At 69.4% G+C, this 24,452-nt stretch carries 28 protein-coding genes; 13 read left to right on the top strand and 15 right to left on the bottom strand.

All coding sequences use genetic code 11. From position 1 onward, the window contains the following. Positions 1–33: 33 nt before the first annotated feature. Together LT971_RS02725 and LT971_RS02720 are read left to right on the top strand one after the other, a co-directional pair. Entirely contained in the window at positions 34–1,029 is a 996-nt protein-coding gene (locus LT971_RS02725) for a DUF5787 family protein (RefSeq protein WP_237005314.1), read from the top strand. 57 nt (positions 1,030–1,086) lie between these two features. Continuing rightward, entirely contained in the window at positions 1,087–1,428 is a 342-nt protein-coding gene (locus LT971_RS02720) for a hypothetical protein (protein ID WP_237005313.1), read from the top strand. On the opposite strand, the gene LT971_RS02715 is transcribed toward LT971_RS02720, so the two are convergent. The 3 genes from LT971_RS02715 to LT971_RS02705 form a co-directional block, all read right to left on the bottom strand. After that, positions 1,425–2,246, bottom strand: a complete 822-nt coding sequence (locus LT971_RS02715) for an MBL fold metallo-hydrolase (RefSeq protein WP_237005312.1) — start codon at positions 2,244–2,246, stop codon at positions 1,425–1,427. The genes LT971_RS02720 and LT971_RS02715 overlap by 4 nt on opposite strands. Further along, positions 2,243–3,565, bottom strand: a complete 1,323-nt coding sequence (locus tag LT971_RS02710) for an ATP-binding protein (RefSeq protein ID WP_237005311.1) — start codon at positions 3,563–3,565, stop codon at positions 2,243–2,245. Before LT971_RS02710 ends, LT971_RS02715 begins: the two co-directional genes overlap by 4 nt. A 90-nt stretch (positions 3,566–3,655) precedes the next feature. Further along, the gene (locus tag LT971_RS02705; RefSeq protein WP_237005310.1) at positions 3,656–5,368 is read right to left on the bottom strand and encodes a flippase activity-associated protein Agl23; all 1,713 of its coding nucleotides are present in this window, start codon (positions 5,366–5,368) and stop codon (positions 3,656–3,658) included. A 167-nt stretch (positions 5,369–5,535) separates the two neighbouring features. On the opposite strand from LT971_RS02705, the gene LT971_RS02700 reads away from it, so the two are divergent. The 3 genes from LT971_RS02700 to LT971_RS02690 are packed head-to-tail and all read left to right on the top strand — an operon-like array spanning position 5,536 to position 7,987. Beyond that, entirely contained in the window at positions 5,536–6,678 is a 1,143-nt protein-coding gene (locus LT971_RS02700; RefSeq protein WP_237005309.1) for a thiolase family protein, read from the top strand. Between the two features lie 54 nt (positions 6,679–6,732). Further along, entirely contained in the window at positions 6,733–7,512 is a 780-nt protein-coding gene (locus LT971_RS02695) for a glycosyltransferase (protein ID WP_237005308.1), read from the top strand. Next, the gene (locus LT971_RS02690; protein WP_237005307.1) at positions 7,505–7,987 is read left to right on the top strand and encodes a GtrA family protein; all 483 of its coding nucleotides are present in this window, start codon (positions 7,505–7,507) and stop codon (positions 7,985–7,987) included. The genes LT971_RS02695 and LT971_RS02690 overlap by 8 nt, the downstream gene beginning before the upstream one ends. Before the next feature lie 30 nt (positions 7,988–8,017). Here LT971_RS02690 and LT971_RS02685 read toward each other — a convergent pair whose 3' ends face one another. The 4 genes from LT971_RS02685 to LT971_RS02670 form a co-directional block, all read right to left on the bottom strand. Continuing rightward, the gene (locus tag LT971_RS02685; RefSeq protein ID WP_237005306.1) at positions 8,018–9,883 is read right to left on the bottom strand and encodes a cation:proton antiporter domain-containing protein; all 1,866 of its coding nucleotides are present in this window, start codon (positions 9,881–9,883) and stop codon (positions 8,018–8,020) included. Between the two features lie 86 nt (positions 9,884–9,969). Then, positions 9,970–11,910 (bottom strand): AMP-dependent synthetase/ligase, encoded by a 1,941-nt coding sequence (locus LT971_RS02680; RefSeq protein ID WP_237005305.1) that lies wholly within the window; start codon positions 11,908–11,910, stop codon positions 9,970–9,972. Between the two features lie 11 nt (positions 11,911–11,921). Beyond that, entirely contained in the window at positions 11,922–12,830 is a 909-nt protein-coding gene (locus LT971_RS02675) for an MBL fold metallo-hydrolase (RefSeq protein ID WP_237005304.1), read from the bottom strand. Positions 12,831–12,913: 83 nt separating this feature from the next. Then, positions 12,914–13,288 (bottom strand): hypothetical protein, encoded by a 375-nt coding sequence (locus LT971_RS02670; RefSeq protein ID WP_237005303.1) that lies wholly within the window; start codon positions 13,286–13,288, stop codon positions 12,914–12,916. Positions 13,289–13,435: 147 nt separating this feature from the next. Between LT971_RS02670 and serS the strand changes: the two genes are divergently transcribed. Beyond that, positions 13,436–14,818 carry a serine--tRNA ligase gene (gene serS / locus LT971_RS02665; protein ID WP_237005302.1) on the top strand — a complete coding sequence of 461 codons (1,383 nt, stop codon included), beginning with the start codon at positions 13,436–13,438 and terminating at the stop codon, positions 14,816–14,818. A 412-nt stretch (positions 14,819–15,230) separates the two neighbouring features. Here the strand turns inward: serS and LT971_RS02660 are convergent, their stop codons facing one another. Continuing rightward, complete coding sequence (locus LT971_RS02660; protein ID WP_237005301.1) at positions 15,231–15,578, bottom strand: nuclear transport factor 2 family protein; 348 nt, start codon at positions 15,576–15,578, stop codon at positions 15,231–15,233. Positions 15,579–15,688: 110 nt separating this feature from the next. Here LT971_RS02660 and LT971_RS02655 point away from each other — a divergent pair, with 110 nt between their 5' ends. Next, positions 15,689–16,186: a DUF367 family protein gene (locus LT971_RS02655; protein ID WP_237005300.1), complete on the top strand. Its 498-nt coding sequence runs from the start codon at positions 15,689–15,691 to the stop codon at positions 16,184–16,186. A gap of 65 nt (positions 16,187–16,251) precedes the next feature. Further along, positions 16,252–16,395 (top strand): 50S ribosomal protein L40e, encoded by a 144-nt coding sequence (locus LT971_RS02650; RefSeq protein WP_237005299.1) that lies wholly within the window; start codon positions 16,252–16,254, stop codon positions 16,393–16,395. A gap of 78 nt (positions 16,396–16,473) precedes the next feature. Here the strand turns inward: LT971_RS02650 and LT971_RS02645 are convergent, their stop codons facing one another. The 3 genes from LT971_RS02645 to LT971_RS02635 are packed head-to-tail and all read right to left on the bottom strand — an operon-like array spanning position 16,474 to position 18,128. Further along, positions 16,474–16,917, bottom strand: a complete 444-nt coding sequence (locus LT971_RS02645; protein ID WP_237005298.1) for an NUDIX domain-containing protein — start codon at positions 16,915–16,917, stop codon at positions 16,474–16,476. Continuing rightward, a complete protein-coding gene (locus tag LT971_RS02640) occupies positions 16,914–17,447 on the bottom strand; it encodes a GNAT family N-acetyltransferase (protein WP_237005297.1) in 534 nt (177 codons plus the stop codon). The genes LT971_RS02645 and LT971_RS02640 overlap by 4 nt, the downstream gene beginning before the upstream one ends. 57 nt (positions 17,448–17,504) lie before the next feature. After that, the gene (locus tag LT971_RS02635) at positions 17,505–18,128 is read right to left on the bottom strand and encodes an MBL fold metallo-hydrolase (protein WP_237005296.1); all 624 of its coding nucleotides are present in this window, start codon (positions 18,126–18,128) and stop codon (positions 17,505–17,507) included. A 76-nt stretch (positions 18,129–18,204) separates the two neighbouring features. On the opposite strand from LT971_RS02635, the gene LT971_RS02630 reads away from it, so the two are divergent. From LT971_RS02630 to LT971_RS02620, 3 genes are read left to right on the top strand one after another with little or no spacing between them, the layout of a single operon-like run. Continuing rightward, positions 18,205–18,387, top strand: a complete 183-nt coding sequence (locus tag LT971_RS02630) for a DUF5786 family protein (protein WP_237005295.1) — start codon at positions 18,205–18,207, stop codon at positions 18,385–18,387. 7 nt (positions 18,388–18,394) lie between these two features. Continuing rightward, complete coding sequence (locus LT971_RS02625; RefSeq protein ID WP_237006247.1) at positions 18,395–18,940, top strand: endonuclease dU; 546 nt, start codon at positions 18,395–18,397, stop codon at positions 18,938–18,940. Between the two features lie 25 nt (positions 18,941–18,965). Then, on the top strand, positions 18,966–19,598 hold the full coding sequence (locus tag LT971_RS02620) for a uracil-DNA glycosylase (protein ID WP_425293261.1): 633 nt from the start codon (positions 18,966–18,968) through the stop codon (positions 19,596–19,598). A gap of 57 nt (positions 19,599–19,655) precedes the next feature. Here LT971_RS02620 and phnE read toward each other — a convergent pair whose 3' ends face one another. From phnE to phnD, 3 genes are all read right to left on the bottom strand, one after another. Beyond that, a complete protein-coding gene (gene phnE, locus LT971_RS02615) occupies positions 19,656–20,675 on the bottom strand; it encodes a phosphonate ABC transporter, permease protein PhnE (protein ID WP_237005294.1) in 1,020 nt (339 codons plus the stop codon). Next, positions 20,672–21,415 carry a phosphonate ABC transporter ATP-binding protein gene (locus LT971_RS02610; protein WP_237005293.1) on the bottom strand — a complete coding sequence of 248 codons (744 nt, stop codon included), beginning with the start codon at positions 21,413–21,415 and terminating at the stop codon, positions 20,672–20,674. Before LT971_RS02610 ends, phnE begins: the two co-directional genes overlap by 4 nt. Positions 21,416–21,497: 82 nt before the next feature. Continuing rightward, positions 21,498–22,532 carry a phosphate/phosphite/phosphonate ABC transporter substrate-binding protein gene (gene phnD / locus LT971_RS02605; protein ID WP_237005292.1) on the bottom strand — a complete coding sequence of 345 codons (1,035 nt, stop codon included), beginning with the start codon at positions 22,530–22,532 and terminating at the stop codon, positions 21,498–21,500. A gap of 129 nt (positions 22,533–22,661) precedes the next feature. Between phnD and hisH the strand changes: the two genes are divergently transcribed. Together hisH and LT971_RS02595 are read left to right on the top strand one after the other, a co-directional pair. Continuing rightward, the gene (hisH, locus tag LT971_RS02600) at positions 22,662–23,321 is read left to right on the top strand and encodes an imidazole glycerol phosphate synthase subunit HisH (protein ID WP_237005291.1); all 660 of its coding nucleotides are present in this window, start codon (positions 22,662–22,664) and stop codon (positions 23,319–23,321) included. 61 nt (positions 23,322–23,382) lie between these two features. Then, positions 23,383–23,838 (top strand): GNAT family N-acetyltransferase, encoded by a 456-nt coding sequence (locus LT971_RS02595; RefSeq protein ID WP_237005290.1) that lies wholly within the window; start codon positions 23,383–23,385, stop codon positions 23,836–23,838. A gap of 239 nt (positions 23,839–24,077) precedes the next feature. On the opposite strand, the gene LT971_RS02590 is transcribed toward LT971_RS02595, so the two are convergent. Continuing rightward, positions 24,078–24,452 carry a hypothetical protein gene (locus tag LT971_RS02590; RefSeq protein ID WP_237005289.1) on the bottom strand — a complete coding sequence of 125 codons (375 nt, stop codon included), beginning with the start codon at positions 24,450–24,452 and terminating at the stop codon, positions 24,078–24,080.

Raw genomic sequence — 24,452 nt, 5'->3', positions numbered from 1 at the left:
GATTTAACCCCGCCGGGTCCCTACGCGGGCCCAGTGCGAGAGTACGCGTTCGAACTACGGCTGTGCGCGCACCTCGAGGGCGCCGGCAGCGTGCCCGGGGTCGGCGGGGTGGCTGGCGTGGTCGCCCGGCAGCTCGGGACGAGCGTGCACGCCGCCGGCGGCCGCATCGTGGACACCGTCTGCGTGCTCCCGGGCCCGTCGTTCGACGAGCGCGTCACGCTCACGAGCGAGACAGTGCCGCCGGCGGTGCTGGACGCCGACGTGCCAGTCGGCGAGTACGAGCGCGTCACCCGAGTGTCCGACGGGCCGCCAGAGCGCGCGCGAGCCGTCGCGGAGCACGGCGCCGAAGCCGGGTTCCTCGACGTGACGCGCCGGGACGGCCAGCAGGTCGTCCGGCAGGTCGCCCGTTACCCGGACTGGGTCGGCGGGCTGGTGGGCGTGGAGAACAAGCCCGACCTCGGGCGGCCCGGCGACCTGGAGCTCCAGATGCGCCACGACGCCAGCCTCAGCGTGCTCGACTACGCCGTTCTCGCCACCGAGTCCCACGTCACGCGAGCGCACCTGAACCGCCTCCCCGAGGCGGTGGGCGTCTGGCGCGTGGACTTCGACCGCGACGACCCGGTCGAGGTCGTCCGGGAGCCCGAGCCCCTCGACTCAACAGGGCCGGGACTGGAGGTGCTGGACGAACACACCGCTCGTACCGACGTCCGCCCGGTGACGGCCGACGAGAAGGCCCGTCAGCGGCGGCGAGTGGCCGAGCGCGCCTACGGCAAGGGGTGGCGGACGTTCGACCTGCCGCCGTGCGCTCGTGCGACGGCTGGCGACGGCGGGGCCGGGGACGCTACCCTGCCGTACTGCGAGCACTTCGAGCGCGTCGTCGACCCCGCCAGCGAGTGCGGCGAGGAGTGTCCGGGGTTCGTCGACGCGGACCCGCCGCCGGCGGACCTCGACGCCGAACGGGAGCGACGCACGGCGTGGCAGCGCGAGTCCGGCGGTAGGCGACGGCAGGCGGGCCTCGACCAGTTCTGACTGCACGCCCTGCGAGTCCGCCGGCCGTTTGAAGTTCGGACGGCGCCACCGGCACGTATGCGACGACGTGAACGAGCGCTCGCAGTGGCGGCCGCGCTGGCTGCGACCGGCGTCTCTCTGGTTCTCGACGCGCCACCGGTGTCGCTGGTTCCGACGGCCGCACTGTACGGCGCGACCGGGTTCTACATCGCTCGGCATCCCGACGTCGTCAGGGGTCGGTCCGAGCTTTCGGACCCGGACTGGGCCGCCGGCGCGCTCGGCGGTGGTCTCACTCTCGGGCTGTTCGGGCTGACGACCGTCGACGCGCCGCCGTGGCTACTCGTCTACGCCTTCGGGCTCGCCGTGTTCGGGTTCGCGGTCGGCGTGGCGTGGGCCCGCAGCCGCCCCGAACCGACCTAGAGTTCGAAGACTTCGCCGTCGACGGCGATGTCGTCGGCGAACGCCTCCTCGACGGGGTAGTAGTGGGCGGCGTGGACGACTCTCGTCTGGTCGGCGTCGAGGTCGTCGCCGAGCGCGAGCGCGCCCTCCTTCGTCATGTGTTTCGTGCCGAAGGTTCGCGGGACGCCGTCGGCGTCGGGGTGGCGGCCGCCCTTCGGGTGGTAGTCAGCGAGGTGCGCGGGGACGATACCGTCCGCGAGCAGGAGGTCCGGGTCCCGCATCGCCGCCCGGGAGGCCTCGGGGATGTCGAAGGTCGTGTCGCCCGAGAGCGCGAGCGTCGCTCCGTCGCGCTCGACGACGACACCGTAGCACAGCAGCGGCGGGTGGTCGACGGGCACGAGCGTGACCTCGAAGCCGGCCGCCTCGAACGGTTCGAGTGGCGTGACGGCCCGCGGGTGGACGTTGTCGAGGTAGTCGTACTTCGACGCGACCGTCTCGGCGACCGACTCTCCCGTGACGGGGTCGGCCTCGTCGGCGGCGTACACCGGCAGGTCGTCGAACAGCCGGTAGGCGTTCCCGAGCCCGTCGAGGTGGTCGAAGTGGATGTGTGAGACCACGCCGGCGTCTGGCAGCCCGGCGTCGTCCTCGCGGAGGAACTGGTACCGGAAGTCGGGGCTGAAGTCCAGCAGGAGGGTGTCTCCGGACGCCTCGTCCTCGACGTGGACGGAGAACCGGGTGCGTTCGACGTCGCGCTCGCGGGCCGCCCGGCACGTGTCGCAGTCGCAGTCCGGCGTCGGAGTGCCTGTGGTGTCGCCGGTGCCGAGCAGCGTGACCCTCATTCCGGGTCCGGGGTGGGGTGGTCGTGGTCGGCGTGGTCGTGGCCGTCGTGGTCCTCGTCCAGCGCGTCCTCGAGCGTGTCGAGGTTCCGGAGGTGGTCGCGGTCCTCGAAGTCCTCGATGGCCGCGAGGAGGTCGTCCTGCGTGAGTTCCGTGCGGTCCTCCACGAGCGCGTCGAGCACGGCCTCGCGGAGCACCAGTCGGAGGTCGCTCCCGGTGAGCCCCTCCGTCTCGGCGGCGACCTCCGCCGGGTCGAAGTCCGCGACGTCGACCTCGCTGGTGACCAGCGAGATGATGTCGGCGCGCATCCCTTCGTCCGGCCGCGGGAACGAGAGAATCTCGTCGAAGCGCCGCCACGCCGCCGCGTCCAGCTCGTCCGGGTGGTTGGTCGCGCCGATGAGCAACACGTCGTCGTTGACGAGGCTGACCTCGTCGATGCTCTTCAGCAGCGTGTTGACCGCGCGCTTGATGGCGTTGTGCTCGTCGCCGGTCCGGGTGGTGGCGACGAAGTCGAACTCGTCCATGAAGAGGATACACGGCGACAGCCGTTTCGCCACCTCGAAGACCTTCTCGACGTTCTTCGCCGTCTCGCCGAGGTACTGGCTCGTGATCATCGAGAGCTTGACCTCCACGAACGGCAGGTCGAGCTGGTGGGCGAGCCCGCGGGCGGTCGACGTCTTCCCCGTGCCCGGCGGTCCGACGAACAGCAGTTTCCCGATCTCGCTGAGGCCGATGGTCGCGAGGTAGTCGCGGTGCTCGATGGCCTTCGCCACCTTCGACATCTCCTCTTCCTGTTCCTCGGTGAGCACGATGTCGTCGAGGGTCACCTCGATGTCGGCGGGCGACCGCACCTCCACGAGGTCCAGCATCTCCTCGTCGTCCTCGTCGAAGTACTCCTCCAGCAGGCCGTCGATCCACTGCGGGTCCGCCTGCACCGACCGGTTCTCCTCGCGGGCGGCCTCGTAGTCGACGCCGAACTCGTCGCCGAGCACGAACGCCAGTACGGGGTTGTCGCGGACGCGCTCGCTGTCCGCGCGCTCCACGAACCAGTCGATTGCCATGTCGTCGTCCACCAGCGAGACGTTCCCGGCGAACGCGTCCCGGTCGGTGAACATCAGACCGGAGACGGCGTCCCAGGGGTCGGCGACGCCAGTCGCCTCGCGGGTCGCTTCCTCGGTGGTCTGTGGCGGCCGGGGGACGCCGTCGTCCCCCCAGAGCGCGCTCCGGTGCGCCGGCGGCAGGTCGTTCTCGTCTAGCTCCTGGTGGCGGTCGTAGACGCGAGCCGTCAACAGGAACTCCACGACGTCGAGAGCCTCGGTCACTAGCACTGAACTACCGCCCCGGGCCGTTTAATACCGTCGCAGTCCGGCCGCCAGCACCCGGCCGTCTCGGCCCGGCGACTGCGCGGCCAGCTACGCGTCGGCGGGGAGCGCCGACTGGTCGACGTAGACGACGAGCGTCCGGGACAGGTCGGTCAAGTACCGGGGGTAGGCGTGGCGCTCGTAGTCGCCGTCGAGCTGGGACGCGAAGTCGTCCTCCTCGCTCGCGACGGAGATGACGACCGGCGGCGGGTCGGCGGGGAAGTCAGACGGCGTCTGGACGCTGGTCGTGTTCGCGTCGACGTGCGCGAGGTACCACGGGAACGGCAACCGGTCGTGCCAGCCCGCCGGCGGGCCGGTGCTGACGTTGAAGTCGTCGTCGCCGCTCCGGTGGAACTCCAGCCCGTCCCCGGCGTCGTCGTCCTCGTCGTCGTAGTACAGCACGTCGACGCCGTCGTTCGCGGCGGAGACGCGCTTGACGTCCCGGATAGTGGGCTGCATCTCCCCGCCTGGCTGTGCGTACTGCACGAGCGGGTTCTCGGGGCTCTGCGGGCTCGCGTACGACGTCTCGGCGGCGACGGCGCCGGTGCCGGCGGCAGCGACGACGAGCACGGCGACGGCCACCCGGACCTTCGTCGCGTCCCCGGTCTCGACGCCGCGCCGACCGTACCGGACGACGACGCCGACGCCGGCGGCTGCCGGCACCGCCAGTGGCACGAGCGCGTTCACGGCGGTCCAGCCGGCGGCGATGTCAGAGACCGCGGGGTAGCCGAACACGGAGAACGCCCCCCAGTAGAAGCAGAACGCGACCAGTGGCCGCGACTGTTCGGTGGCGTACCGGTCGTGGAGGAACCCCAGCAGGGCGAACGCCACGAGCGTCGTGCCGCCCGCGACGAGCACGTCCAGGTCGTGCTCGAGGAACGCGATGTAGGAGTGCTGTTTCGTGCTCGTCGACCCCCAGAGGTCGGCGAACTCCTCGTAGCTCCCGACGGTCGCCGTGTGGAGGACGTCGCCGGCGATGCCGGGGTTCGAGAACAGCTGGTAGAAGCCCGGCTTCGGGGCGTAGAACGCCACGACGACGACGGCCGCGACGAACGCCGAGAGCACGAGGTCGAGCTTGTGCCGCCAGGCCCCGCGGAGCACGCGGCCGGCGTACTGTTTCGCGGTCTCGTACCGGCCCGGGCCGTCTTCGTCGTCGCTTGCCTCCGCCAGCACCATGCGGCCGTCGAAGACCAGCGCGAGCGCGCCGAGCCAGCAGACCGGGTACAGGAGGCTGTTCTCCTTCGTCGTGAACGCCAGCGCGAACACGAGCGCGCCGGCGTAGAGGTAGCGCACCCGCCGGGTGTCGACGAAGCGCACGAAGCACCCCAGCGCGGTCAGCATGAACGCCGCCAGCAGGACGTCGTTACGCATGAACCGCGAGTAGTACAGCAGGACGGGGTTGGCGGCGAGGAACGCGCCCAGCGCGACCACCTCGACGTCCGACAGCCGGCTGCGGAACAGCCACGCCGACAGCACCAGCAGGCCGCCAACGACGGCGACCACGAGGCGCATCGTGAAGTCCGACGGCCCGAGCAGGTCGAAGACGACGCCGTTGACGTGCGGGAGGAACGGGCCGTGGATGATTGCGCGGTACTCCCAGGCGCCGAGCTCCATGTACTGGAGCGTCCAGTGAGCGACGCGGGCCTCGTCCTGGTGGGCGACGCGCCACCCCAGCGACCACAGTCTGGCGGCGAGTCCGGCCGCCGCCACCGCGAGGAGGGCGACCGCGACGCGGGCGGACGAGCCGTCGCGGGTCCGAGACATACCACGCGGTTGCGGAGACGGTACTAAACGCTTTCTGGAACGCGGAGGCGCCGCGAGCCACAGACCAGCCGAGCCCGCCGACCGATCCGTCGCGGCGCCGAGTAAACGGCTTGCCGCGGGCCGCCGGTTGTAGGAGGTTTAAGGACCGGGACGCGCTGCTTGTGGGTATGGCAGACACCACCACTCCGGTCATCGCCGCCGCCTACCGAACCCCGCAGGGGAAAGAGGACGGCGTGTACGCCGACACCCGCAGCGAGGACCTCTCGGTGACGCTCATCGACCACATCCTCGACGAGACCGGCCTGACCAGCGACCACGTCGACGACCTCCAGTGGGGGGTCGCCCAGCAGCGCACCGAACAGGACAACAACGTCGCTCGCGTCATTGCACTCCTCTCGGAGCTCGGCGAGGACGTGCCCGCGGCGTCCATCAATCGCTGGTGTGCGTCCTCGATGGAGGCCATCATGCGGTCGGCCGACGCGATTCGCGCCGGCCAGCGCGACGCCATCATCGCCGGCGGCGTCGAGAACATGAGCCGGGTGCCGATGGACGGCGACTCCTACGGCTACCTCCACCCGGAGCTCGCGGAGCACTACGACATCCCCCAGCTCCAGATGGGGATGACCGCCGAGGAGGTCGCCGAGCGCCACGGCATCTCCCGCGACGAACAGGACGAGTACGCGCTCCAGAGCCAGCAGCGCGCCGCCGAGGCGACCGACTCCGGGCGCTTCGACGACGAGCTCGTCCCCGTCGAAACCGACAGCGGGCTCGTCGAGGAGGACGAGGGCATCCGCCGCGACACCACCAAGGAGGCGCTGGGCCAGCTCCCGACCGTGTTCAAGAGCGACGGTAGCGTCACGCCCGGCAACGCCAGCCAGATTTCGGACGGCGCCGCCGCGACGCTCGTGACGAGCGAGGCGTTCGCGCAGGACCACGGCCTCGACATCCTGGCGCGCGTCGGCGACCACAACGTCGCCGGCGTCGACCCCGAAGTGATGGGCATCGGCCCGGTCCCGGCCACGCGCGGCCTGCTGGACCGCACCGGCGACGACATCGACGACTTCGACCTCGTCGAGCTGAACGAGGCGTTCGCCTCCCAGACCGTCTACTCCCGGGACGAACTCGGCATCGACAACGAGAAGTTCAACGTCAACGGCGGCGCCATCGCCATCGGTCACCCGCTGGGAGCCAGCGGCGCCCGGCTCCCCGTCACCCTGATTCACGAGATGAACAAGCGCGACGCCGACAAGGGACTGGCGACGCTCTGCGTCGGCTTCGGGCAGGGCGCAGCCATCTCCTTCGAGCGGTAGGCGCTCGGCGGAAAACCACGAAACTGATACCGGAGTCCCGACTCCTTCGACTCGATGGACTCTGTCGGCATCGTCGTCCCGGCCTACGACCCCGACGTCGGGCGGCTGCGCGCGTACATCACCAGCCTCCGGCAGACGCTGGACCCGGAGCGGCTGCACGTCGAACTCGACGCCGGCGGCGTCGGCGCCGCCGACCGCATCCGGGAGGCGGGCGCGACGGTCGCGGAGAGCGCCGGCCGCCGCGGGAAGGGCGCGGCCATCACGGCCGGCTTCGAGACGCTGGAGACGGACGTGCTGGCGTTCGCGGACGCCGACGGCGCGACGCCGGCGGACTCGCTGGCCGAGGTCGTCGCACGGGTCGCGGACGACGGCAACGCGGACCTCGCCGTCGGCTCCCGCCGACACCCCGACGCGAGCGTCGAGGGCCACCAGACCGTCGTCCGGCGGCTGCTCGGCGACGGGTTCGCGTGGCTCGCCGGCAGTCTGCTCGCCGTCGACCTCTACGACTACCAGTGCGGCGCGAAAGCGCTCACGGCCGACGCCTGGCAGCGCGTCCGCGAACACCTCTACGAGGCCGGGTTCGCGTGGGACGTCGAGCTGGTCGCGGTCGCCGGCGCGCTCGGCTGCCGGGTCGCGGAAGTCCCCATCGCGTGGGAGGACCAGCCCGGGTCGACGGTCTCCCCGGTGCGCACGCCGCTGCGGCTGCTGCGGTCGCTGCTGCGAGCGCGCCACCGGGCGAAACGACTCGGCGACAGCCGGCTGCACGACGCCATCGCCGACCGCCGGGACGGCCCGACGGCGCTGATCGACCGCGCCACCGAACACCATGAGTAAGGGACTGGACAGGGTGCGGGCGGCAGTCCCCGAGCGCTTCGAGGCGCTGGTCTCGGGCGTCCGGTTCGGGCAGTTCGTCTCCGTGGGCGCCGTCGGCGCCGCCTTCGACGTGACGACGCTCGTGTTGCTGACGGAGCTCGCGGGGCTGTCGGCGGCCGTCGCGAACGTCGCCAGCATCGAGACGGCGATTCTCGTGATGTTCGCGGTCAACGAACGCTGGACGTTCGCCGACGAGGGCGCCGACGGCGGCCGGTCGCTGGCCCGCCGGCTCGCCCGCTCGCACGTCGTCCGCGCCGGCGGGTCGACCCTCCAGTACGTCCTGTTCGTCGCCGTCTTCTACGGGTTCGCGGTCGAGCTCGCGGTGTTCGGCGTGGACCTCTGGCTGGTCGTCGTGAAGGGCGGCGCCATCGGCGTGGCGATGCTCGTGAACTACGTCTTCGAGAGCCTGTTCACGTGGCAGGTCCACCACGAGTAACGGCCGGAGAACAGCCGGTCAGTCGGGCGGTTACGGGCTCTCGGGGTGACACCAGTTCAGGGCGTCCCGGACGGCTTCTTTCCGCCCGAGGAACGTGAGGTGGTCGCCCTCCTGGATAGTGAAGTCGGCGTCCGGCACCTTGTTGTCGCCGTTGCGGCCGACCAGCGCGATGATGACGCCACCGGGAAGGTCCCTGTCGAGTTCGTCGATGGTGAGGCCGACGAGCTCGTCGGACGTCACTTCGACCTCCTGGACGTCACCGGACCGCCCGATCTCGGTCATCCAGTTCGCGAGCGCCGGGCGTTCGATGATGTTGTCGATGCCCCACGCCGTCGCCAGCGACGACGAGACGGTGCGGACGCCGAGGTCCTCGAACGCGTCGACGTTGTCCGGGTTGTTCGCGCGAGCGATGATGGTCTCCACGTCGAACTTCGACTCCGCGAGCTGCGCGACGAGGAGGTTCACGTCGTCGTCGCCGGTCGCGGCGACGAGAATCTTCGCGTTCTCGGCGCCGGCCGCCCGGAGCTCGTCGGTGTCGGAGCCGTCGCCGTGGTGGACGGAGTACCCCTTGTTGCGTGCCCGTTCGACTGCCGGCTGCCGGTTCTCGACGATGACGACGTTCTCACCGCGGTCGCTGAGGCGCTCTGCGAGCGCGCGACCGACGGTGCCGCCGCCGACGATGATGACTCTCATTGGTATGACGTCGAGTGCTTGTGCGATGTGTCTGGCGAAGCCGCCCTCGAGGACCACCGTCAGCAGGATGGTGAGGAAGACGGTGCCGACGAGGAGGTTCGCCGCTGCGTCCATCCCGAGGGTCTGCAGTTCGGCCGCGAACAGCGTCGCGACCGACGCCGGGATGATGCCGCGCGGCCCGACCGCGCTCATGAACACGCGCTCGGAGAACTCGTAGCGGCCGCCGATGGTGGACGCGAACACGGCGATCGGTCGGATGAGCGCCGCGACGACGACCGCGACCGCGAGCCCCGCCACGCCGAGGTTCAGGAGGGTATCGAAGGACAGCAGCGCGGCCAGTCCGATGAAGACGAACGACAGGACGACCAGCGTCACGTCGCCTTTGAACGCCTCTATCTCCTCCTCGTAGGGCAGGTCGGCGTTTCCGAGGACGACGCCGGCGGTCGCGACGGCGGCGATGCCGGCTTCACTGTAGAGGGTGTTGGCGGCGCCGTACGCGACGAGTGCGCCGGCGAGCACGACCAGCCGGGCGTTCTGCGGGGCGTTCCCCCGGGAGAGGTCGACGTAGCTGAGGAGGTACCAGACGGCGGCCGCGACCAGCAGCCCGAAGAAGACCCCGGTACCGAGTCGCGTGACGAAGTCCTGGGCCACGAGGTCGATCGAACGCCCGGGGTTCTTGACCACCTCGAAGACGACGATGGCGAGGATGGCCGCCGTGACGTCGTTGACGACCCCCTCGGTCTCGAGGGCGGCACCGACGCGGTCCCGGACGGCGACGACGTTCAGAATCGGCGTGACGACCGTCGGGCCGGTCGCGACCAGCAGGCTGCCGATGAGGAAGGCGACGTCCCAACCCGTGTCCAGCAGCAGGCGGACGGCGACCGCGGTGCCGATCAGGGCGATGGCCGCGCCGAGCGTGACCAGTCGGAGCCACGCGCCCGGGGCTTCCCGGAGCTTCGCGACCTTGAGGTGGAACGCGCCCTCGAAGACGATGATTGCGACGGAGAGGCCGACGATGCCCGACAGCGTCTCGATGCCACCGAACGACTCCAGCGTGACGACGCCGAGCACTTCCGGGCCGACGACGATACCGGCCAGAATCAGGAACAGCACGCTCGGCACCTGGAGTTTGTCCGCGACGACCTGCGCGAGGACGCCGAGCGCGATGATGGTGGCGACCACCGGGATGATGGCCGAACTCATCGAGCACCCGCCTCCGTGTGTGTCACGTCCCGTGATTCACCGCGCTGCGTATAAAGAAGCGGGGTTCCGGCCGGGACTGCGACTGCCTACTCGTCGTACATGTCCCCGATGGTGTCGGCGAACCGGTCGAGGATGTTCCGGCGTTTCTTCTTCATCGTCGGCGTCAGCAGGTCGTTGTCCTCCGTGAACTCGGTGGCGACGAGCCGGAACTGCTTGATCTGCTCGTAGGACTCGAAGTTCTCGTTGACGTCGTCGACCTCCTGCTGGATGCGGTCGTAGACGCGGTCGTTCCGGCAGACGGCGTCCGGGTCGTCGGGCAGGTCGAGGTCCTCGCGGTCGGCCCACTTGCGGACGCCGTCGAAGTTCGGGACGACGACGGCGGAGACGAACTTCTGGCCGTCGCCGACGACCATCGCCTGTTCGACGAGCGGGCTGGCGGCGAACGCGTCCTCGATGGGGCCGGGCGCGACGTTCTTCCCGGTGGACAGCGTGAGCAGCTGTTTCGCGCGTTCGAGGAACTGGACGTAGCCGTCGTCGCGGATCTCGACCACGTCGCCGGTGCGGAACCACTCCTGGCCCTCGTGCTGGACGAACGCCGCCTCGGTCGCCTCGGGGAGCTCCCAGTAGCCGTCGAACACCTGGGGGCCACGGGCGAGCAGTTCGCCGACGTCCCCGTCGTAGCGGTCGCGCTGCTCGGGGCTGGCGACGGACTCGTCGACGACCAGCTCGGTGTCCGGGAGCGCCGGCCCGATGGTCCCCACCTGTGGGTTCTCGTAGGGGTTGACCGTGAGCACGGGACTGGTCTCCGTGAGGCCGTACCCCTCCAGAATCGGGAGGCCCATGCCGTGGTAGAGCGCGCAGAGGTCCGCCGACAGCGAGCCGCCGCCGGAGATGAAGAAGTCGATGTTGCCGCCGAGGGCGTCCCGCACGGTCTCGAAGACGAGTTTGTCCGCGACGGCGCGCTTCGCTCGGAGTCCGAGTCCGGGATCGTCGGCCTCGTGGTAGTCGACGCCGACGTCGGTCGCCCACTCGAAGATGCGTTCCTTGACCGGGGACTCGGAGGCCTGCTCGCGGATGGCGTCGTAGAGCTTCTCGTAGACGCGGGGGACGCTGGTGCCGCTGGTCGGCTCGAAGACGCCGAAGTCCTCCCGGAGTGTGTCCGGGGACTCCGCGTAACAGACGTGCGCGCCCGAGGTGAACATCAGGAAGTGCCCGGACAGCCGCTCGAAGACGTGCGCCAGCGGCAGGAACGAGATGTGCCGCGTCTCGCTGGTGATGGCGGGCGCGTCGCCGCGGTCGGGCCGCGGCCCGTAGCGTTTGCGGCACTGGTTGACGTTCTCCCGGAAGTTCTCGTGGGTGAGCGCGACGCCCTTCGGCTTCCCGGTGGTGCCCGAGGTGTAGATGAGGCTGGCGAGGTCGTCGTAGTCGCGGTCGTCGATCCAGCCCTCGTAGGTGTCGCGGTCGAACGCCTCGCGGCCGCGCTCGTAGACGTCCGAGAGCGGGATGGCGTCGTCGTCGGCGACGTGGTCCATCGCGACGACGAACTCGAGATTTTCGAGGTCGTCCTCGACCTCGCGGACGCGAGCGAGCAGCTCCTCGTTCTCGACGACGACGCCGACGGCGCCGCTGTCCCCGAGGAGGTGGTTCACCTGCCGGCTGCTGGAGCTGGCGTAGACGGTGGTGACGGCGCCGCCGGCCGCGAGTACGCCGAAGTCGCACTGCGCCCACTCCATGCGGGTGTGCGAGAAGATGCCGACGCGGTCGCCGGCCTCGACGCCGAGGTCGCGGAAGCCGGCGGCGAGATTCCGGACGATATCCCGGACCTCTCCGTACGTGAGGTTCTCGTAGTCACCCGGCGGCGCCGGTTCGACGACGTCCGGCGCCAGCGTTCGGTCGTAGACGCCGCCCTTGTAGCCCTGTGCGGGGCTGTCGGCGTGGCGCGCCGCCGACTCCTCGAACGTGCGTGGGAGTGTCTGTCGAGCGATGGTGTCGTCCTCGTACTGGCGCTCGGCCTCGCGGAAGTCCATGGCAGCCAGTCTCACTCCCGGTTCTTAAGGTATCGGAGAACGCCACGGACGTTCATTGCAGTTTCCGCCCGGGCCTTGTGCTCGCCCCAGACGTACTCGACCTCCGTGCTCGCCGAGAAGTGGTCGATTGCGGCCTCCTCGCTACCGCGCTCGACGACCTCGCGTTCGACGGCGTCGACCCAGTCCCGGAGCACGTGCTCGTACTGCTTGAGGACGGCGTCGGTGTCGTCCGGGCCGGGCCCGAAGTGCGCGTACAGCAGCGTCTCCGGCTCCAGCCGGCGAATCAGCTCCACGTCGTCGATGCACTGCTCGAGGTCGAAGTTCGGCGGCGGGCTCGTCTCCCGCACCCGGTCCTGCTCGGGCACCCAGATGCCGGCCGCGTCGGCCGTGAACACGGCGTCACACGAGTGGTCCTCGAACACCACCTGGTGGGGAGCGTGGCCGGGCGCGTGGTGGACCGTCAGCTCGCGGCTGCCGAGGTCGACGGTGTCGCCGTCCGACAGCTCCACGATGCGGTCCTCCGGGACGGGCTCGGGCTCCACGTAGTACTGCCACTGGTCGCCGACCGCCTGCTTGGTGCCCTCGACGAGCCGCCCGGGGTCGACGAGGTGGCGAGAACCGACCTCGTGGACGTAGACGTCGGCGTTCGGGCACGCCTCGGCGAGGTAGCCCGCGCCGCCAGCGTGGTCGAGGTGGACGTGCGTCACCAGAATCGCCTCGAGGTCGGCGTGCTCGATGCCCTGCGCTTCGAGGGCGTCGAGGATGCGCTCGTGGTTCGTGCCGATGCCCGTGTCCACCACAGCGGGCCGGTCGGCGTCGATGATGTAGACGGAGCCGTACTCGGCAGTGTCGTACATCCCCGTGTCGACGTAGGAGACGCCGGGACAGGTTTCGACGTCGAAAACGTCACCTGGACTCATACACGAACGGGGGAGGGCCGCCGGGAAAAGCATTCGCGTGCCAGACCGGAGTGGCCGGAGGCAGCCCGGTCGCCGGCGCCCGGCTACTCGTCTGCCAGCGCCAGCGCCTCCTCGACGGTCGACGCGGTCTCTATCTCGACGCCCTCGATGTTTCCGACCTCGCTTTTCAGCGCGTGGCTCTTGATGCCCCCGGAGACCGTGATCCAGGAGTGGATGCCGTGCTCGACGCCGACCGCTGCGGCCTCTCTGGCCTTCTCGAAGACGTCGCTGTTCAGCGGTGAGTCCATCCGCAGCACGGAGATGTGGGTGTCCACGTCCGGGTCGGCGGCGAGCCGCTCGAACTCCTCGTTGACGGCCGCGAACACCGACTCGTCGGTCGAGATGTCCGCCGCGAAGTCCGCGACCAGTGCGTTGTCTTCGACGTACACGTCCCAGTTGTCGCTGTCAGCTGCAGTCATACCACCCGGGAGGGGGGCGGCCGAAAAAAGCGTCTCGCTGGAGGCAACCAGCGCCCGTGCCTGCCGGAAGTGCCCGTGCGCCGGCGGCGTGACGGCGTCACAGGGATGCGATACGTTCTTGCCGCGGCCCGCTGAATCACAGAGCAAATGCTGTCCCGACAGTTCGTCCGCGAGCACCCCGACGACGTACGGGACGCCCTCGAGAAGAAGGGCGTCGACGCGGACCTCGACCGGATTCTGGCGGTCGACGAGGAGTGGCGCGAACTGAAAGCGCGTGGCGACGACCTCCGCCACGAGCGCAACGAGGTGTCCTCGAAGATCGGCGAGCTCAAACAGGAAGGCGACGAGGACGCCGCCCAGGAGGCCATCGAGCGCTCCCAGGAGCTCAAAGACGAGCTGGCGGACGTCGAGGCGCGCGCCGACGAGCTCGAGGAAGAACTGGAGGAGCGCCTGCTGACGCTGCCGATGGTCCCCGACGACGAGGTGCCGGTCGGGGAGACCGAGGACGAGAACGTCGAGCGGCGCCGCGAGGGCTTCGACGACCGCCGGGACCTCCCCGAGGCGGTGGTCCCACACTACGACCTCGGCGAGGAACTCGACATCCTCGACTTCGAGCGCGGCGCGAAGGTCTCCGGCGGCGGCTTCTACTTCGCGAAGGGCGCGGGCGCCCGACTGGAGCACGCGCTCGTCCAGTTCATGCTGGACGTCCACCGCGAGCAGGGCTACGAGGACGTCTTCCCGCCGATTCCGGTGAACTCGAAGTCGATGGAGGGGACCGGCCAGTTCCCGAAGTTCGTCGAGGACGCCTACCGCATCGGCGGCGAGAACGACGCCGAGTACGTCGACGACGACCTCTGGCTGCTGCCGACGGCGGAGGTCCCGGTGACGAACATGTACCGGGACGAGATTCTGCTCGACGACGACCTCCCGGTGAAACACCAGGCGTACTCGCCGAACTTCCGCCGCGAGGCCGGCGAGCACGGCACCGAGACCCGGGGCATCGTGCGCGTCCACCAGTTCAACAAGGTCGAGCTCGTGAACTTCGTGCGCCCCGAGGACTCCGAGGAGCGCTTCCACGGCCTGCTGGACGAGGCCGAGGAGGTCCTGCGGCGCCTCGAGTTGCCCTACCGCATCCTCGAGATGTGCACGGGCGACCTCGGGTTCACGCAGGCGAAGAAGTACGACATCGAGGTGTGGGCGCCCGGCGACGACATGGACGACGGCCCCGAGGAGGGCGGCCGCTGGCTCGAAGTGTCGTCGGTGTCGAACTTCGAGGACTTCCAGGCGCGCCGGGCGGGCATCCAGTACCGGCCGGAGCGCCACGAGTCGTCGGAGTACCTCCACACCCTGAACGGGTCGGGGGTGGCCGTGCCGCGCGTGCTGGTGGCGATTCTGGAGTACTACCAGAACGACGACGGCACCGTCGACGTGCCCGAGGCGCTGCAGCCGTACATGAACGGCCAGGAAGTCATCGAGGGGTCGCAGAAGGTCGGGGAGTCGGCGCTCGGCGACGGGGAACGGGAGGCGTGAGTAGCGCGGTTCGGAGCGAGCGCAGCGAGCGAGAACCGCGAAACCGCGAGCGCGGAGCGAAGCGATGCGCGAGCACAGCGAACGCCTCCGAATGCGCGAACGTGGAGCGAAGCGACCCGTGAGCGAGCGCAGCGATGCGCGAGCACAGCGAACGCCTCCGAATGCGCGAACGGCGAACGCAGTGAGCCGTGAGCGGGCGTGAGTGGCGCGGTTCGGAGCGAGTGCGTGGGTCGGAACGAGCGAACAGGGTGGGCGAGTGAGACCCAGGAAATGGCGAACGTGGAGCGAAGCGACCCGTGAGCGAGCGCAGCGATGCGCGAGCGCAGCGTGGTTCGGAACGAGCGACCGACGGAAGCGAGCGAGAACCGCGAAACCGCGAGCGGCGAACGGAGTGAGCCGCGAGTAGCAGTAGTCAGTCGACGTACGTCCGCAGCCGGCTGATTCTCCCGTCGGGAGTCGTCTCGAAGACGTCGACGAACGCGAACATCGGACCCTCTGGTGCGACGAGCCGGCCGCGGGCGGCGACGCCGCCGTCCGGGCCGTCGTAGACGCCGTCGAGCACGTGGCGGGTGTCGTCCCGGGGGCGGTCGTCGCGCATGAACGCGACGAAGTCCCCGGGCGATTCGTGGACCATGTCCGGGCGCTCCTGTGTGAAGTCGTCGGCGAGCACCTCGCGGAGGGCGTCGTAGTCGCCGTCGTCGATGGCGTCGTAGTACGCCTGCACGGGGGCGTCGTCGTCCTCGGCGGCGCCGGCGTTCATGCTCGCACCGAGGGGCTGCCCGGACAAGAAACCGGGGTCTGGAGGGATTCGGGGGCGGACGGCCGAGCGAGGGGCTTTTGCCGGCGGCCGGCCGAGTGTGTGGTAGCACCGTGGACCTGCACGTCCGGTACGAGGGCGACGACGACCCCGAGAAGTGCACGGCGCGGAAGCTCGCGCGCTTCGACATGGCGGAACTCCACCACACCGCCCGCGAGACGCCGTACGGCGTCGTGTTGAATCCGCACGCCGAGCAGGCGCTGTCGCCGGCCGACGACACGGGGACGCTCGTGGCGCTGGACTGTTCGTGGGAGACGGCGGGGCGTGCGATGTTCGAGCTGGACGGCGAGCACCGCGCACTCCCGTTCCTCGTGGCGGCCAACCCCGTGAACTACGGGCAGCCGTTCCAGCTGAACACGGCGGAGGCGTTCGCGGGCGCGCTGGCCATCCTCGGCTACTGGGAGCGCGCAGAGGCCGTGCTGTCGAAGTTCACGTGGGGACACACGTTCCTCGAACTGAACGAGGAACCACTCGAGCGGTACGCCGACTGCGAGGACTCCAGCGAGGTCGTCGCCGTCCAGCAGGAGTACCTCGACGCCGGCGAGGACTGACCCAGCGGGTCGCCCGGTGGCCCCGTTCCGAACCGCTTAAACGCGGTGGCGCCGAACCCGGGTGCATGAGCGAGACCATCGAGGACCGACTGCTGGGGAAGCAGATCTGCATGCGGTGTAACGCACGGAACCCGAAGGACGCCGAGAGCTGCCGGAAGTGCGGGTACAAGAACCTCCGCACGAAGGCCTCCGAGCGCCGCTCCGCATAACTGGCCGGCGTTCTCCTGCAGTACTCACACGTCCAGTAGCGGCGGCTATCGCGCCGCCCGGGTCGCTGCTGGTGCTGGTCAGGTGACCTCGACGCCGTCGCCGTGGAGAGCGTGTGCGACCCAGTCGTCGCTGGGGTGGAAGTCGCTGGGGTACTCGCCCGGCACGAAGAACTCGACGGCGGTGGTCTCGTCGCCGTCCGGTTCGGGGTCGCCGTCGACCCACTCGCAGCGGAAGGCGTAGGCGAGGAACTGCTTGCGGCCGTCCGGGGTGTCGAACACCTGCGTGGCCGGGTCGGTGTAGACGCCCGTGAGTTCGACGTCGGGGGCGACGACCAGCCCGGCCTCCTCGCGGACTTCCCGCCGGACGGCGTCTTTGACCGACTCGCCGGGCTCGACGCGGCCCATCGGGAGCGTCCACTTGTCGCGTTTGGTGTCGCGGACGAGGCACACGCGTCCGGCCTCGTCGGTGACGACGGCGACGACGGCGGGCACGAGGTCGGGTGGCGGCGACGGCGACGTCACCAGTCCCACTCGGATTCGAGGACGCCGTAGTAGTGGACGTCCAGGTACTCGCCGTCGACGTACATCTCGTCGCGGTGGGTGCCCTCGAGTTCGAAGCCGAGTTTCTCCCAGACGCGCATAGAGGCCTCGTTACCCTCGAAGACGCGGGCGACGACGCGGTGGCGTCGGTGCTGGTCGAACGCGTACGTGGTGGCGAGGCGGCCGGCTTCGGTGCCGTAGCCCTCACCCCAGTACTCCTCGGCGAGGAAGATGCCGACTTCGGCGCTGCCGTTCCTGTCGTCGACGCCGTGGACGCCGAGGCTGCCGATCGGGTCGCCGTCTACGGCGACGACGAAGTTCACGTTCCCGTCGTCCGCGCTGGCCTGCTCCTCGTACCACTCGCGTTCCTCGCGCTCGGTGACGGGCGTCCGAGCGCCGATGGTCGGCCAGACGGCGGGGTCGTTGACGGTGTCGTGGAGGAAGTCGACGTCGTCCTCGCCGACCGGGCAGAGGTCGACGGTGTCGCCGGAGACGAACGGGCGGCCGGGCATATCCGACCGTTCGCCGCCGACCGAATAAGGGTTGTCGTGGTGTGTCAGGTCGTCGCGCTACTGGTCGTCGGGATACTTCGGTTCGCGGCGCTCCGCCCGGTCGAGCGCGCGCTCGACGACCGCCCGGACGTCGCCCTCGAAGACGCCGCCGTGACCGGCGTAGAACTCGGAGACGGAGTCGGGCATGCGCGCGAGCAGCTCCCGGATGCTGCCGACGAGGCGCTCCCGGGACTGTCCGGGCATGTCGGTGCGGCCGAAGCTCCCGTCGTCGAACGCGCCGTCGTCGTGGACGACGACGTCCCCCGCGAACAGCGCCGACTCCGTCACCAGCGAGACGTGGTCGGGGGCGTGGCCGGGCGTGAACACGACGTCTGCGGTCTCGTCGCCGACCCGGACCTCGTCGCCGTCGGCGAGCGCGTGGGTGCGCAGCGGGTGGTCGTCGTACGCGTACACGTCGGGCTCGCCGAAGGCGTCGACGACGGCGTCCAGTTGCTGGACGTGGTCGCCGTGCTGGTGGGTGAGCACGACCCGGTCGAGGTCGTCGACGTACTCGCGGATCTCGCCGACGACGCCGTCGTAGGCCCCCGCGTCCACGAGCGTCGTGGACGTCTCGCCGAGCGCGAGGAAGGCGTTGCACGTGAACGATTCGGCGCCGCTCGTGACGACTCGTACGTCTGCCATGTGCCCATTCAGGCGCTTTCGGCACCTAAACCCGGCGAGGAATTTTAGTGATTCAACCGTCTACGTTCAGGTGGTCATGGGCTTCGGGAGCTACGACGAATCCGAACAGGACAACCAGTCCATCGACTCCGAGGACATCGACGCCGAGGACGGGGTGGACACTGCCGAGTACGAACACGACGGGGGCGTAGACTACGAAATCGGCGCGTCCAACGACGAGCTCCTGGACCGGCTCCAGGACATCAAAGACGAGTCGTAGGGTCGTGGTGAAACCCGGGACGCGCGCGCTCGGGGTGGCGGCCTCCGCCAGCGGCGGTAACAGCGCGACCGTCGCCGGTGCCGTGGTGCGTGCGTCCCGCGTCGCGGACGGCTTCTCGCTTTCGACGTGTACGGTCGGCGGCCTCGACAGCACCGCCGCCGTGGTCGACTGCTACGAGCGCCTCGGCCGCGAGGACGTCCGGTACGTCCTGCTGGCGGGCGTCGCGCCGGCGTGGTTCAACGTCGTGGACCTGCGGGCCGTCCACGAGGCCGTCGAGCGGCCCGTGCTGGCAGTCTCGTTCGAGGCAAGCGACGGCCTCCGCGACCCCATCGAGCGCGAGTTCTCGGGGCGCGAGCGCGAGGACCGCCTCGCGGTCTACGAGTCGCTGCCCGACCGCCACCCGCTCGCCGTGAACGGCGAGCGCGTGTTCGTGCGGAGCGTCGGCTGCGACTCGCCCGACGAGGTGGTGTGCGCGTTCACGCCGGAGGGCGGACGCCCCGAGCCGCTTCGGGTCGCGCGACTGGTTGCGCGCGCGGTCGACGACTACGCTTAACTCCGCCGAGGCGCCACGTACGAGCATGAACGACGAGGGCGAGGACGGCGGCGCGGATTCGACGGCGGCCCCCGAGGCGATGGACGGGCTGGCCGTCGAGGGCTGTACGCGCTGCGGGGCGCTGGTCGACTCCCGCAGCCAGATCGTGAACGGCGACGGACCCGCGGACGTCGACGTGCTGTTCGTCGGGGAGGCACCGGGCGCGAACGAGGACGAGGACGGCGTACCGTTCGTCGGCCGGAGCGGCGACGTGCTCGACGACGAGCTCGCCGACGCCGGGCTCGCCCGCGAGAACGTCCGCATCACGAACTGCGTGCGCTGCCGGCCGCCGGACAACCGCGACCCGACCAGCGAGGAGCTGGCGAACTGCCGGCCGCACCTCGAGCGCGAAATCGAGCTCGTCGACCCCGAGGTGGTCGTGACGCTCGGGAAAGTCCCCGGCGAGCACCTGCTCGGCCGGGACGTCGCAGTCACGAACGAGACCGGGAGCGTCGAGCGCGTCGACCTCGGCGGCAGCCCCCGGGACGTCCTGCTGTGCCTCCACCCGGCGGCGACGCTCTACGACGCGAGCCAGCGGGACGCGTTCCGGGACACCATCGAGACGGCTGCGACGATGGCGGGCGCCAGCGGCGGCCAGTCGCGGCTCGGCGACTACTGACTCCGGAAGCGAGAACGGAGGAACACAAAACGGGGAGAGAAGGCGGCGAACTCGTTCTTACTGCCAGATGGAGCGGACCATCCGCTGCGGGAACTCGACGATGAGCGCGATGAGTCCCTGCGACTCCTCGGTGCCGCGGATGTACGAGCGCACGCGCTGGCTCACGATCTCCACGGAGATGACGAGCACGAAGATGACCAGAATCGTGGCCATCATGTTCGTGTACTTGAACAGGCTGCGCTGGGTCTGGAGCACGTACCCCAGCCCACCGCCGCCGATGAGCCCCATCGTGACGGCGATGCGCGTGTTGATCTCGAGGATGTACATCGTCCAGGCGATGAACGGCGAAGCAACCTGACTCAGCATCCCGAAGATGACGCGCTGCGGGCCGTTCGCACCGGTCGAACCGATGGCCTCGATGGGGCCGTCCTCGACCTCCTCGAGGGCGTCAGTGAACAGGCGGCCGAGGTTCCCCATCGTGTCGGTCCCGATGGCGAGCGTCGCCGTGAACGGCGTCACGCCGCCCAGCGGGATGTAGATGAGCGCCCAGACGAGTGCCGGGATGGCACGAATGACGCTCATCGTCCCGCGGAAGATGAAGTTGAACGGGTACGGGGTGACGCGCTCGCTCCCGAGCACGCCGAGGATGAGTGCGCCCGGCAAGCCGAGAACGAGGCCCGCGAAGCCCATCGCGAGCGTGACGAACATCTGGCCGGGGATGACCGTCCAGTCCCAGAACATGAACCCGGCGCCGTTGGTCTCGACCTGCATGATGAGGTTGCGCTCCTGGATGAACGACCAGTACGCGCCGACGTCGACGAACGGGATGCCGAACACCTCGCCCGGCGGGAAGAACTGCCCGAGGGCGTCCTCGAAGTCCGGCCAGTACTTGACGATCTCGGAGACGGCGAACCCGACCTGGTCGAGGGCGAGCGTGAACAGCCACCCGAAGACGACGAGCGCGAAGAGCCCGAACACCTGTCGAGCGCGCTTGTTGATGCGGATGAGCGTGAACGCGTCGTCGACGTCGTCGGCGGTCTGGACCTCGCTCGTTTCGGATTCGGTTTCGGTGCTCATGCTTCGGCCTCCGAGCGGATGGCGTCCGTCTCGATGCTACCGTAGATCTCGTCGATCACGTCGACGGTGAGGTCGTCACGGTAGCCGTCGAAGATGACCTCGCCGTCCTTCATGCCGAGGAACCGCTCGCCGAACTCGCGGGCGATGTTCACCTGATGGAGGCTGGCGAGCGTCGACAGGCCGCGTTCGTCGGCGGCTCGCCGGATGTAGCCCATGACGCGCTCGGCCGACGCCGGGTCGAGGCTCGCGACCGGCTCGTCGGCCAGCAGGAGGTTCGGCTGCTGGACGAGGGCGCGAGCGATGCCGACGCGCTGTTGCTGGCCGCCGCTCATCTGGCCGACGGCCTGCCCGGCTTCGTCGAGCAGGCCGACGGTCCGCAGCGAACGCAGCGCCTCGTACTTGTCGTCTTTCTCGTATCGGCCGGTGAGGCTGTCGAAGAGGTTAGTCCGGCCGAGAGCGCCCGTGAGGGCGTTGTTGTACGCGCTCATCTCCTCGATGAGGTAGTGCTGCTGGAACACCATCGCGACGTCGTCCCGAGGCCCCATGACGGACTCGCCGTTGATCGAGACCGAGCCCTCAGTAGGTTTGGTGAGCCCGTTCAGGCATCGGAGGAGTGTCGATTTCCCCGCGCCGGATTCGCCGAGGACCACGACGAATTCACCGTCGGGGATTGTGAAGGAGACGTCGTCGACGGCTTGAATGTCGCCGTACGATTTACTCAGGTTTGAGACTTCTATCATTTCTCGGTAGGCCGCCTGACGCGCTGGCTGACTGGCTGTCGTTGCCGCCGACAAATAGATTGTTCGATTGCGTACGAACGAGTTACGCGTTGCCGAGGTCGACGCCGAGGGCTTCGAAAGCGTCACGAACCGGCTGGTACGCTTCGACGGTACCCTCGCTGAGCCCCGTGAACCAGAGCTGCTGGTCGTCGCCGAGGTCCTCGTTGATAAGGTCCTCCTCGCCGGCGGCCAGCAGCGCCTCGGTCACGTCGGACTTGACCGTCGAGTCGAGCCCCGTCCGCATCAGGATGGGTGCGCGCGGAATCGGGTTGGACTCCGCGAGCAGCTGGAGCTCGGGGTCTGCGGTGCCGAGGTCGCCGTCGTTCTCGGCGGACATCTCGAGGAACTGGTCCGAGAACTGGTCTTTCGGAACGTGGCCCGCCGTGGAGAACGCGCCGGTGCCCGCTGCGACGACGGGGTCGCGGTTGATGAGCGTCTTCCGGGCCTGCGAGTGGTCGGACCACTGGCCCTCGAAGTCCTCGGGGGTGCCGTTGGGCGCGCCGCCGGTGTCGAGGCCGGCGTCGTTGAGCATGTACAACGGGAAGATGGAGCCGCTGGTGGAGAGCCGGTCGGCGAACGCGACCGTCTCGCTCTCGAGGTCAGAGAGGCTCTCGATGTCGCTGTCCGGGAGCGTCGTGATCAGGGAGAAGTACTTCGCGGCGCCGTACGCGATGCGGATACCGGCGACCTCCGCGACGTCGTTGTCGGCGCTCTGGATGGCGATGGCCGGCGCGGCGTCGGCCACGTCGGTCTGTCCGGACTCCAGCGAGGAGTACACCGCCGCGTAGTCCGCGGCGACGCTGGACTCGATGCTGACGTCTGCCTCGGACTCGAGGTAGTCGAACAGCGGCTGGTACTGCTTGCGGACGTCGACCTCGGACTCGGCCGGCGTCAGCGTGAACGTGATCTCGGCCGGCCCGGAGGACGTCGTGGCCGTCGACTCCGCCGTCGTGGAGTCGCCGCCGCCGTCTCCGTCGCCGCCGTCTCCGTCGCCACCGCCCGTACAGCCGCTGAGGCCGGTCAGTCCTGCGATACCTGTCGCGCCTGCGACTTTGAGGAATTTGCGTCGTCCCGCCATTGGGAATTCGTCTTTGGAGTGTGAAGGGTGAGGCATAAGGTTTGCCGTTCTCGCTTCCCCCTGGATACACATCTCTATGTATCGATACGGATGCGAACGCACTTGGTGGCGGAGGGGAAATACACGAGTATGAGTAAATCCACCGCCGGCCAGACCGCCGCCGAGGTCGTCGTCGTGGACTACGGGCTCGGGAACCTCCGGAGTGTCACGCGCGGCCTGGAGCGCGCCGACGCCGCCGTCACGGTCTCCGACGACCCCGGTGCGCTCGACGACGCCGACGGCATCGTGCTGCCGGGCGTCGGCGCGTTCGGCGACGGCATGGAGAACGCCGGCCCGTTCCGCGACGCACTCACCGACGCCGCCGACGAGGGGCGGCCGCTGTTCGGCATCTGTCTCGGGATGCAGATGCTGCTGACCTCCAGCGAGGAGGCCGACCGCGAGGGGCAGGGCGACGTCCAGGGCCTCGACCTCATTCCGGGCCGGAACGTCCGGTTCACCGGGGACGTGAAAGTCCCCCACATGGGCTGGAACGAGCTCTCCGTGACCCGGGACCACCCGCTCGTCGACGGGGTGAACGACGAGTACGCGTACTTCGTGCACTCCTACTACGCCGCGCCCGACGACCCCGGGCACGTCGTCGCCGAGACGGACTACGGGACGACGTTCCCCGCCGTCGTCGCCAACGACGCCGGCAACGTCTTCGGCACCCAGTTCCACCCCGAGAAGTCCGGCGAGACCGGGCTGCGCATCCTCCGGAACTTCGTCGACTACTGCGCCGACCACCAGTAACCCCCTGGGCGGCCTCCCGCAGCCCGCGAACGCTTTTCTCGCTCCGCGAGCCACCGGGCGTATGGTCTCCGTCTCCTACGGCGCGACTGCCGACGACCTGCTCGACCTCTACCGCGAGTACGACTGGTGGGCCGACCGCGACCCAGAAGACGTCCGCCGCGCCCTCCGCCACACCGACGAGGTGGTCGTGCTCCGGGACGAGGAGTCCCGCGACCCGATCGCAGCCGCACGCGTGCTGACAGACTACGTCTACTACGCGATGGTGTACGACGTTGTCGTGGCTGAACGGCGGCGCGGCAACGGCCTCGGCGCCGACCTCGTGGCCGCCGTCGTCGCCCACCCCCGGCTGCAGGACGTCGCGCCGTCCCTGCTCGCCTGCGAGGGTCTCGTCCCCTTCTACGAGGCCTGCGGCTTCGACGTGATGGACGAGGCCATCGACCACCCGGACGGCGACCCCGAGCAGTTGCGCTGGATGGTCCACCGCCGGAACGACGCCGGCGAGAACGCAGAAGAGTGACTGCGGATTCGACAATGGACAGCGAGCATTCGCGGCGCGAGTGGTCCGAAGTCCTCGTGAGCGGAGCGAACGAGGACTCGCGAGAGCGTGCTCTCGCGGTGGTCCCGAGCGCCGCGATTCACTGAGCGCGAGCGCAGTGAGCGCTCGCGCCGAGGAACCCCCGTCAGGGGGTGACGACGGCTTTTAGCGTAGCTTTTGCCAGCGAGCGGCGCTCCGCGCCGCGAGCGGAGCAAAACGTACTACAGGAAGTCTCGGACTTCGCTGTAGAACATGTCGTGGTGGTCGACGGCGCCGACGCGGTCGGCGATGGCGGCGGCGAGGGCGTGCCAGCAGGACTCGTCGGGGCCGAGGTTGTACTGGGCGTCCTCGCAGTTGCAGGAGCCGGCTTCGACGATGTACTCGTCGCCGTGGCCGACGACGACGGTGAAGTCGTTGTACTGTTTGACGCGGCCTTCGCTGGCGGCTTCGATGGCGCGCTGGCCGCGGTCGCCGTGGGCGTCGAGGATGCGTTCCGTGATGGCGGGCGTGAGGCTGCCCTCGTCGGCGAGGGCGGTCCGCCAGTCGTCGCTGTCCTCGGTGTCGCCGTTTCCGGCGCCGGCTCCGTCTTCGGGCAC

This window comes from Halobacterium rubrum (assembly GCF_021729015.1).
Taxonomy (GTDB): domain Archaea; phylum Halobacteriota; class Halobacteria; order Halobacteriales; family Halobacteriaceae; genus Halobacterium; species Halobacterium rubrum.
This window is presented reverse-complemented; position numbering and strand designations above follow the sequence as displayed.

What these genes read in the sequence shown, in the direction of transcription:
- LT971_RS02690 (WP_237005307.1), top strand. Translation starts at nt 7,505, where the DNA reads ATGAGTAAGGGACTGGACAGGGTGCGGGCGGCAGTCCCCGAGCGCTTC.
- LT971_RS02670 (WP_237005303.1), bottom strand. Translation starts at nt 13,288, where the DNA reads ATGACTGCAGCTGACAGCGACAACTGGGACGTGTACGTCGAAGACAAC.
- hisH (WP_237005291.1), top strand. Translation starts at nt 22,662, where the DNA reads ATGAGTAAATCCACCGCCGGCCAGACCGCCGCCGAGGTCGTCGTCGTG.
- LT971_RS02595 (WP_237005290.1), top strand. Translation starts at nt 23,383, where the DNA reads ATGGTCTCCGTCTCCTACGGCGCGACTGCCGACGACCTGCTCGACCTC.
- LT971_RS02695 (WP_237005308.1), top strand. Translation starts at nt 6,733, where the DNA reads ATGGACTCTGTCGGCATCGTCGTCCCGGCCTACGACCCCGACGTCGGG.
- LT971_RS02685 (WP_237005306.1), bottom strand. Translation starts at nt 9,883, where the DNA reads ATGAGTTCGGCCATCATCCCGGTGGTCGCCACCATCATCGCGCTCGGC.
- phnE (WP_237005294.1), bottom strand. Translation starts at nt 20,675, where the DNA reads ATGAGCACCGAAACCGAATCCGAAACGAGCGAGGTCCAGACCGCCGAC.
- LT971_RS02630 (WP_237005295.1), top strand. Translation starts at nt 18,205, where the DNA reads ATGGGCTTCGGGAGCTACGACGAATCCGAACAGGACAACCAGTCCATC.
- LT971_RS02650 (WP_237005299.1), top strand. Translation starts at nt 16,252, where the DNA reads ATGAGCGAGACCATCGAGGACCGACTGCTGGGGAAGCAGATCTGCATG.
- LT971_RS02705 (WP_237005310.1), bottom strand. Translation starts at nt 5,368, where the DNA reads ATGTCTCGGACCCGCGACGGCTCGTCCGCCCGCGTCGCGGTCGCCCTC.
- LT971_RS02610 (WP_237005293.1), bottom strand. Translation starts at nt 21,415, where the DNA reads ATGATAGAAGTCTCAAACCTGAGTAAATCGTACGGCGACATTCAAGCC.
- phnD (WP_237005292.1), bottom strand. Translation starts at nt 22,532, where the DNA reads ATGGCGGGACGACGCAAATTCCTCAAAGTCGCAGGCGCGACAGGTATC.
- serS (WP_237005302.1), top strand. Translation starts at nt 13,436, where the DNA reads ATGCTGTCCCGACAGTTCGTCCGCGAGCACCCCGACGACGTACGGGAC.
- LT971_RS02635 (WP_237005296.1), bottom strand. Translation starts at nt 18,128, where the DNA reads ATGGCAGACGTACGAGTCGTCACGAGCGGCGCCGAATCGTTCACGTGC.
- LT971_RS02660 (WP_237005301.1), bottom strand. Translation starts at nt 15,578, where the DNA reads ATGAACGCCGGCGCCGCCGAGGACGACGACGCCCCCGTGCAGGCGTAC.
- LT971_RS02700 (WP_237005309.1), top strand. Translation starts at nt 5,536, where the DNA reads ATGGCAGACACCACCACTCCGGTCATCGCCGCCGCCTACCGAACCCCG.
- LT971_RS02675 (WP_237005304.1), bottom strand. Translation starts at nt 12,830, where the DNA reads ATGAGTCCAGGTGACGTTTTCGACGTCGAAACCTGTCCCGGCGTCTCC.
- LT971_RS02715 (WP_237005312.1), bottom strand. Translation starts at nt 2,246, where the DNA reads ATGAGGGTCACGCTGCTCGGCACCGGCGACACCACAGGCACTCCGACG.
- LT971_RS02720 (WP_237005313.1), top strand. Translation starts at nt 1,087, where the DNA reads ATGCGACGACGTGAACGAGCGCTCGCAGTGGCGGCCGCGCTGGCTGCG.
- LT971_RS02680 (WP_237005305.1), bottom strand. Translation starts at nt 11,910, where the DNA reads ATGGACTTCCGCGAGGCCGAGCGCCAGTACGAGGACGACACCATCGCT.
- LT971_RS02620 (WP_425293261.1), top strand. Translation starts at nt 18,966, where the DNA reads ATGAACGACGAGGGCGAGGACGGCGGCGCGGATTCGACGGCGGCCCCC.
- LT971_RS02640 (WP_237005297.1), bottom strand. Translation starts at nt 17,447, where the DNA reads ATGCCCGGCCGCCCGTTCGTCTCCGGCGACACCGTCGACCTCTGCCCG.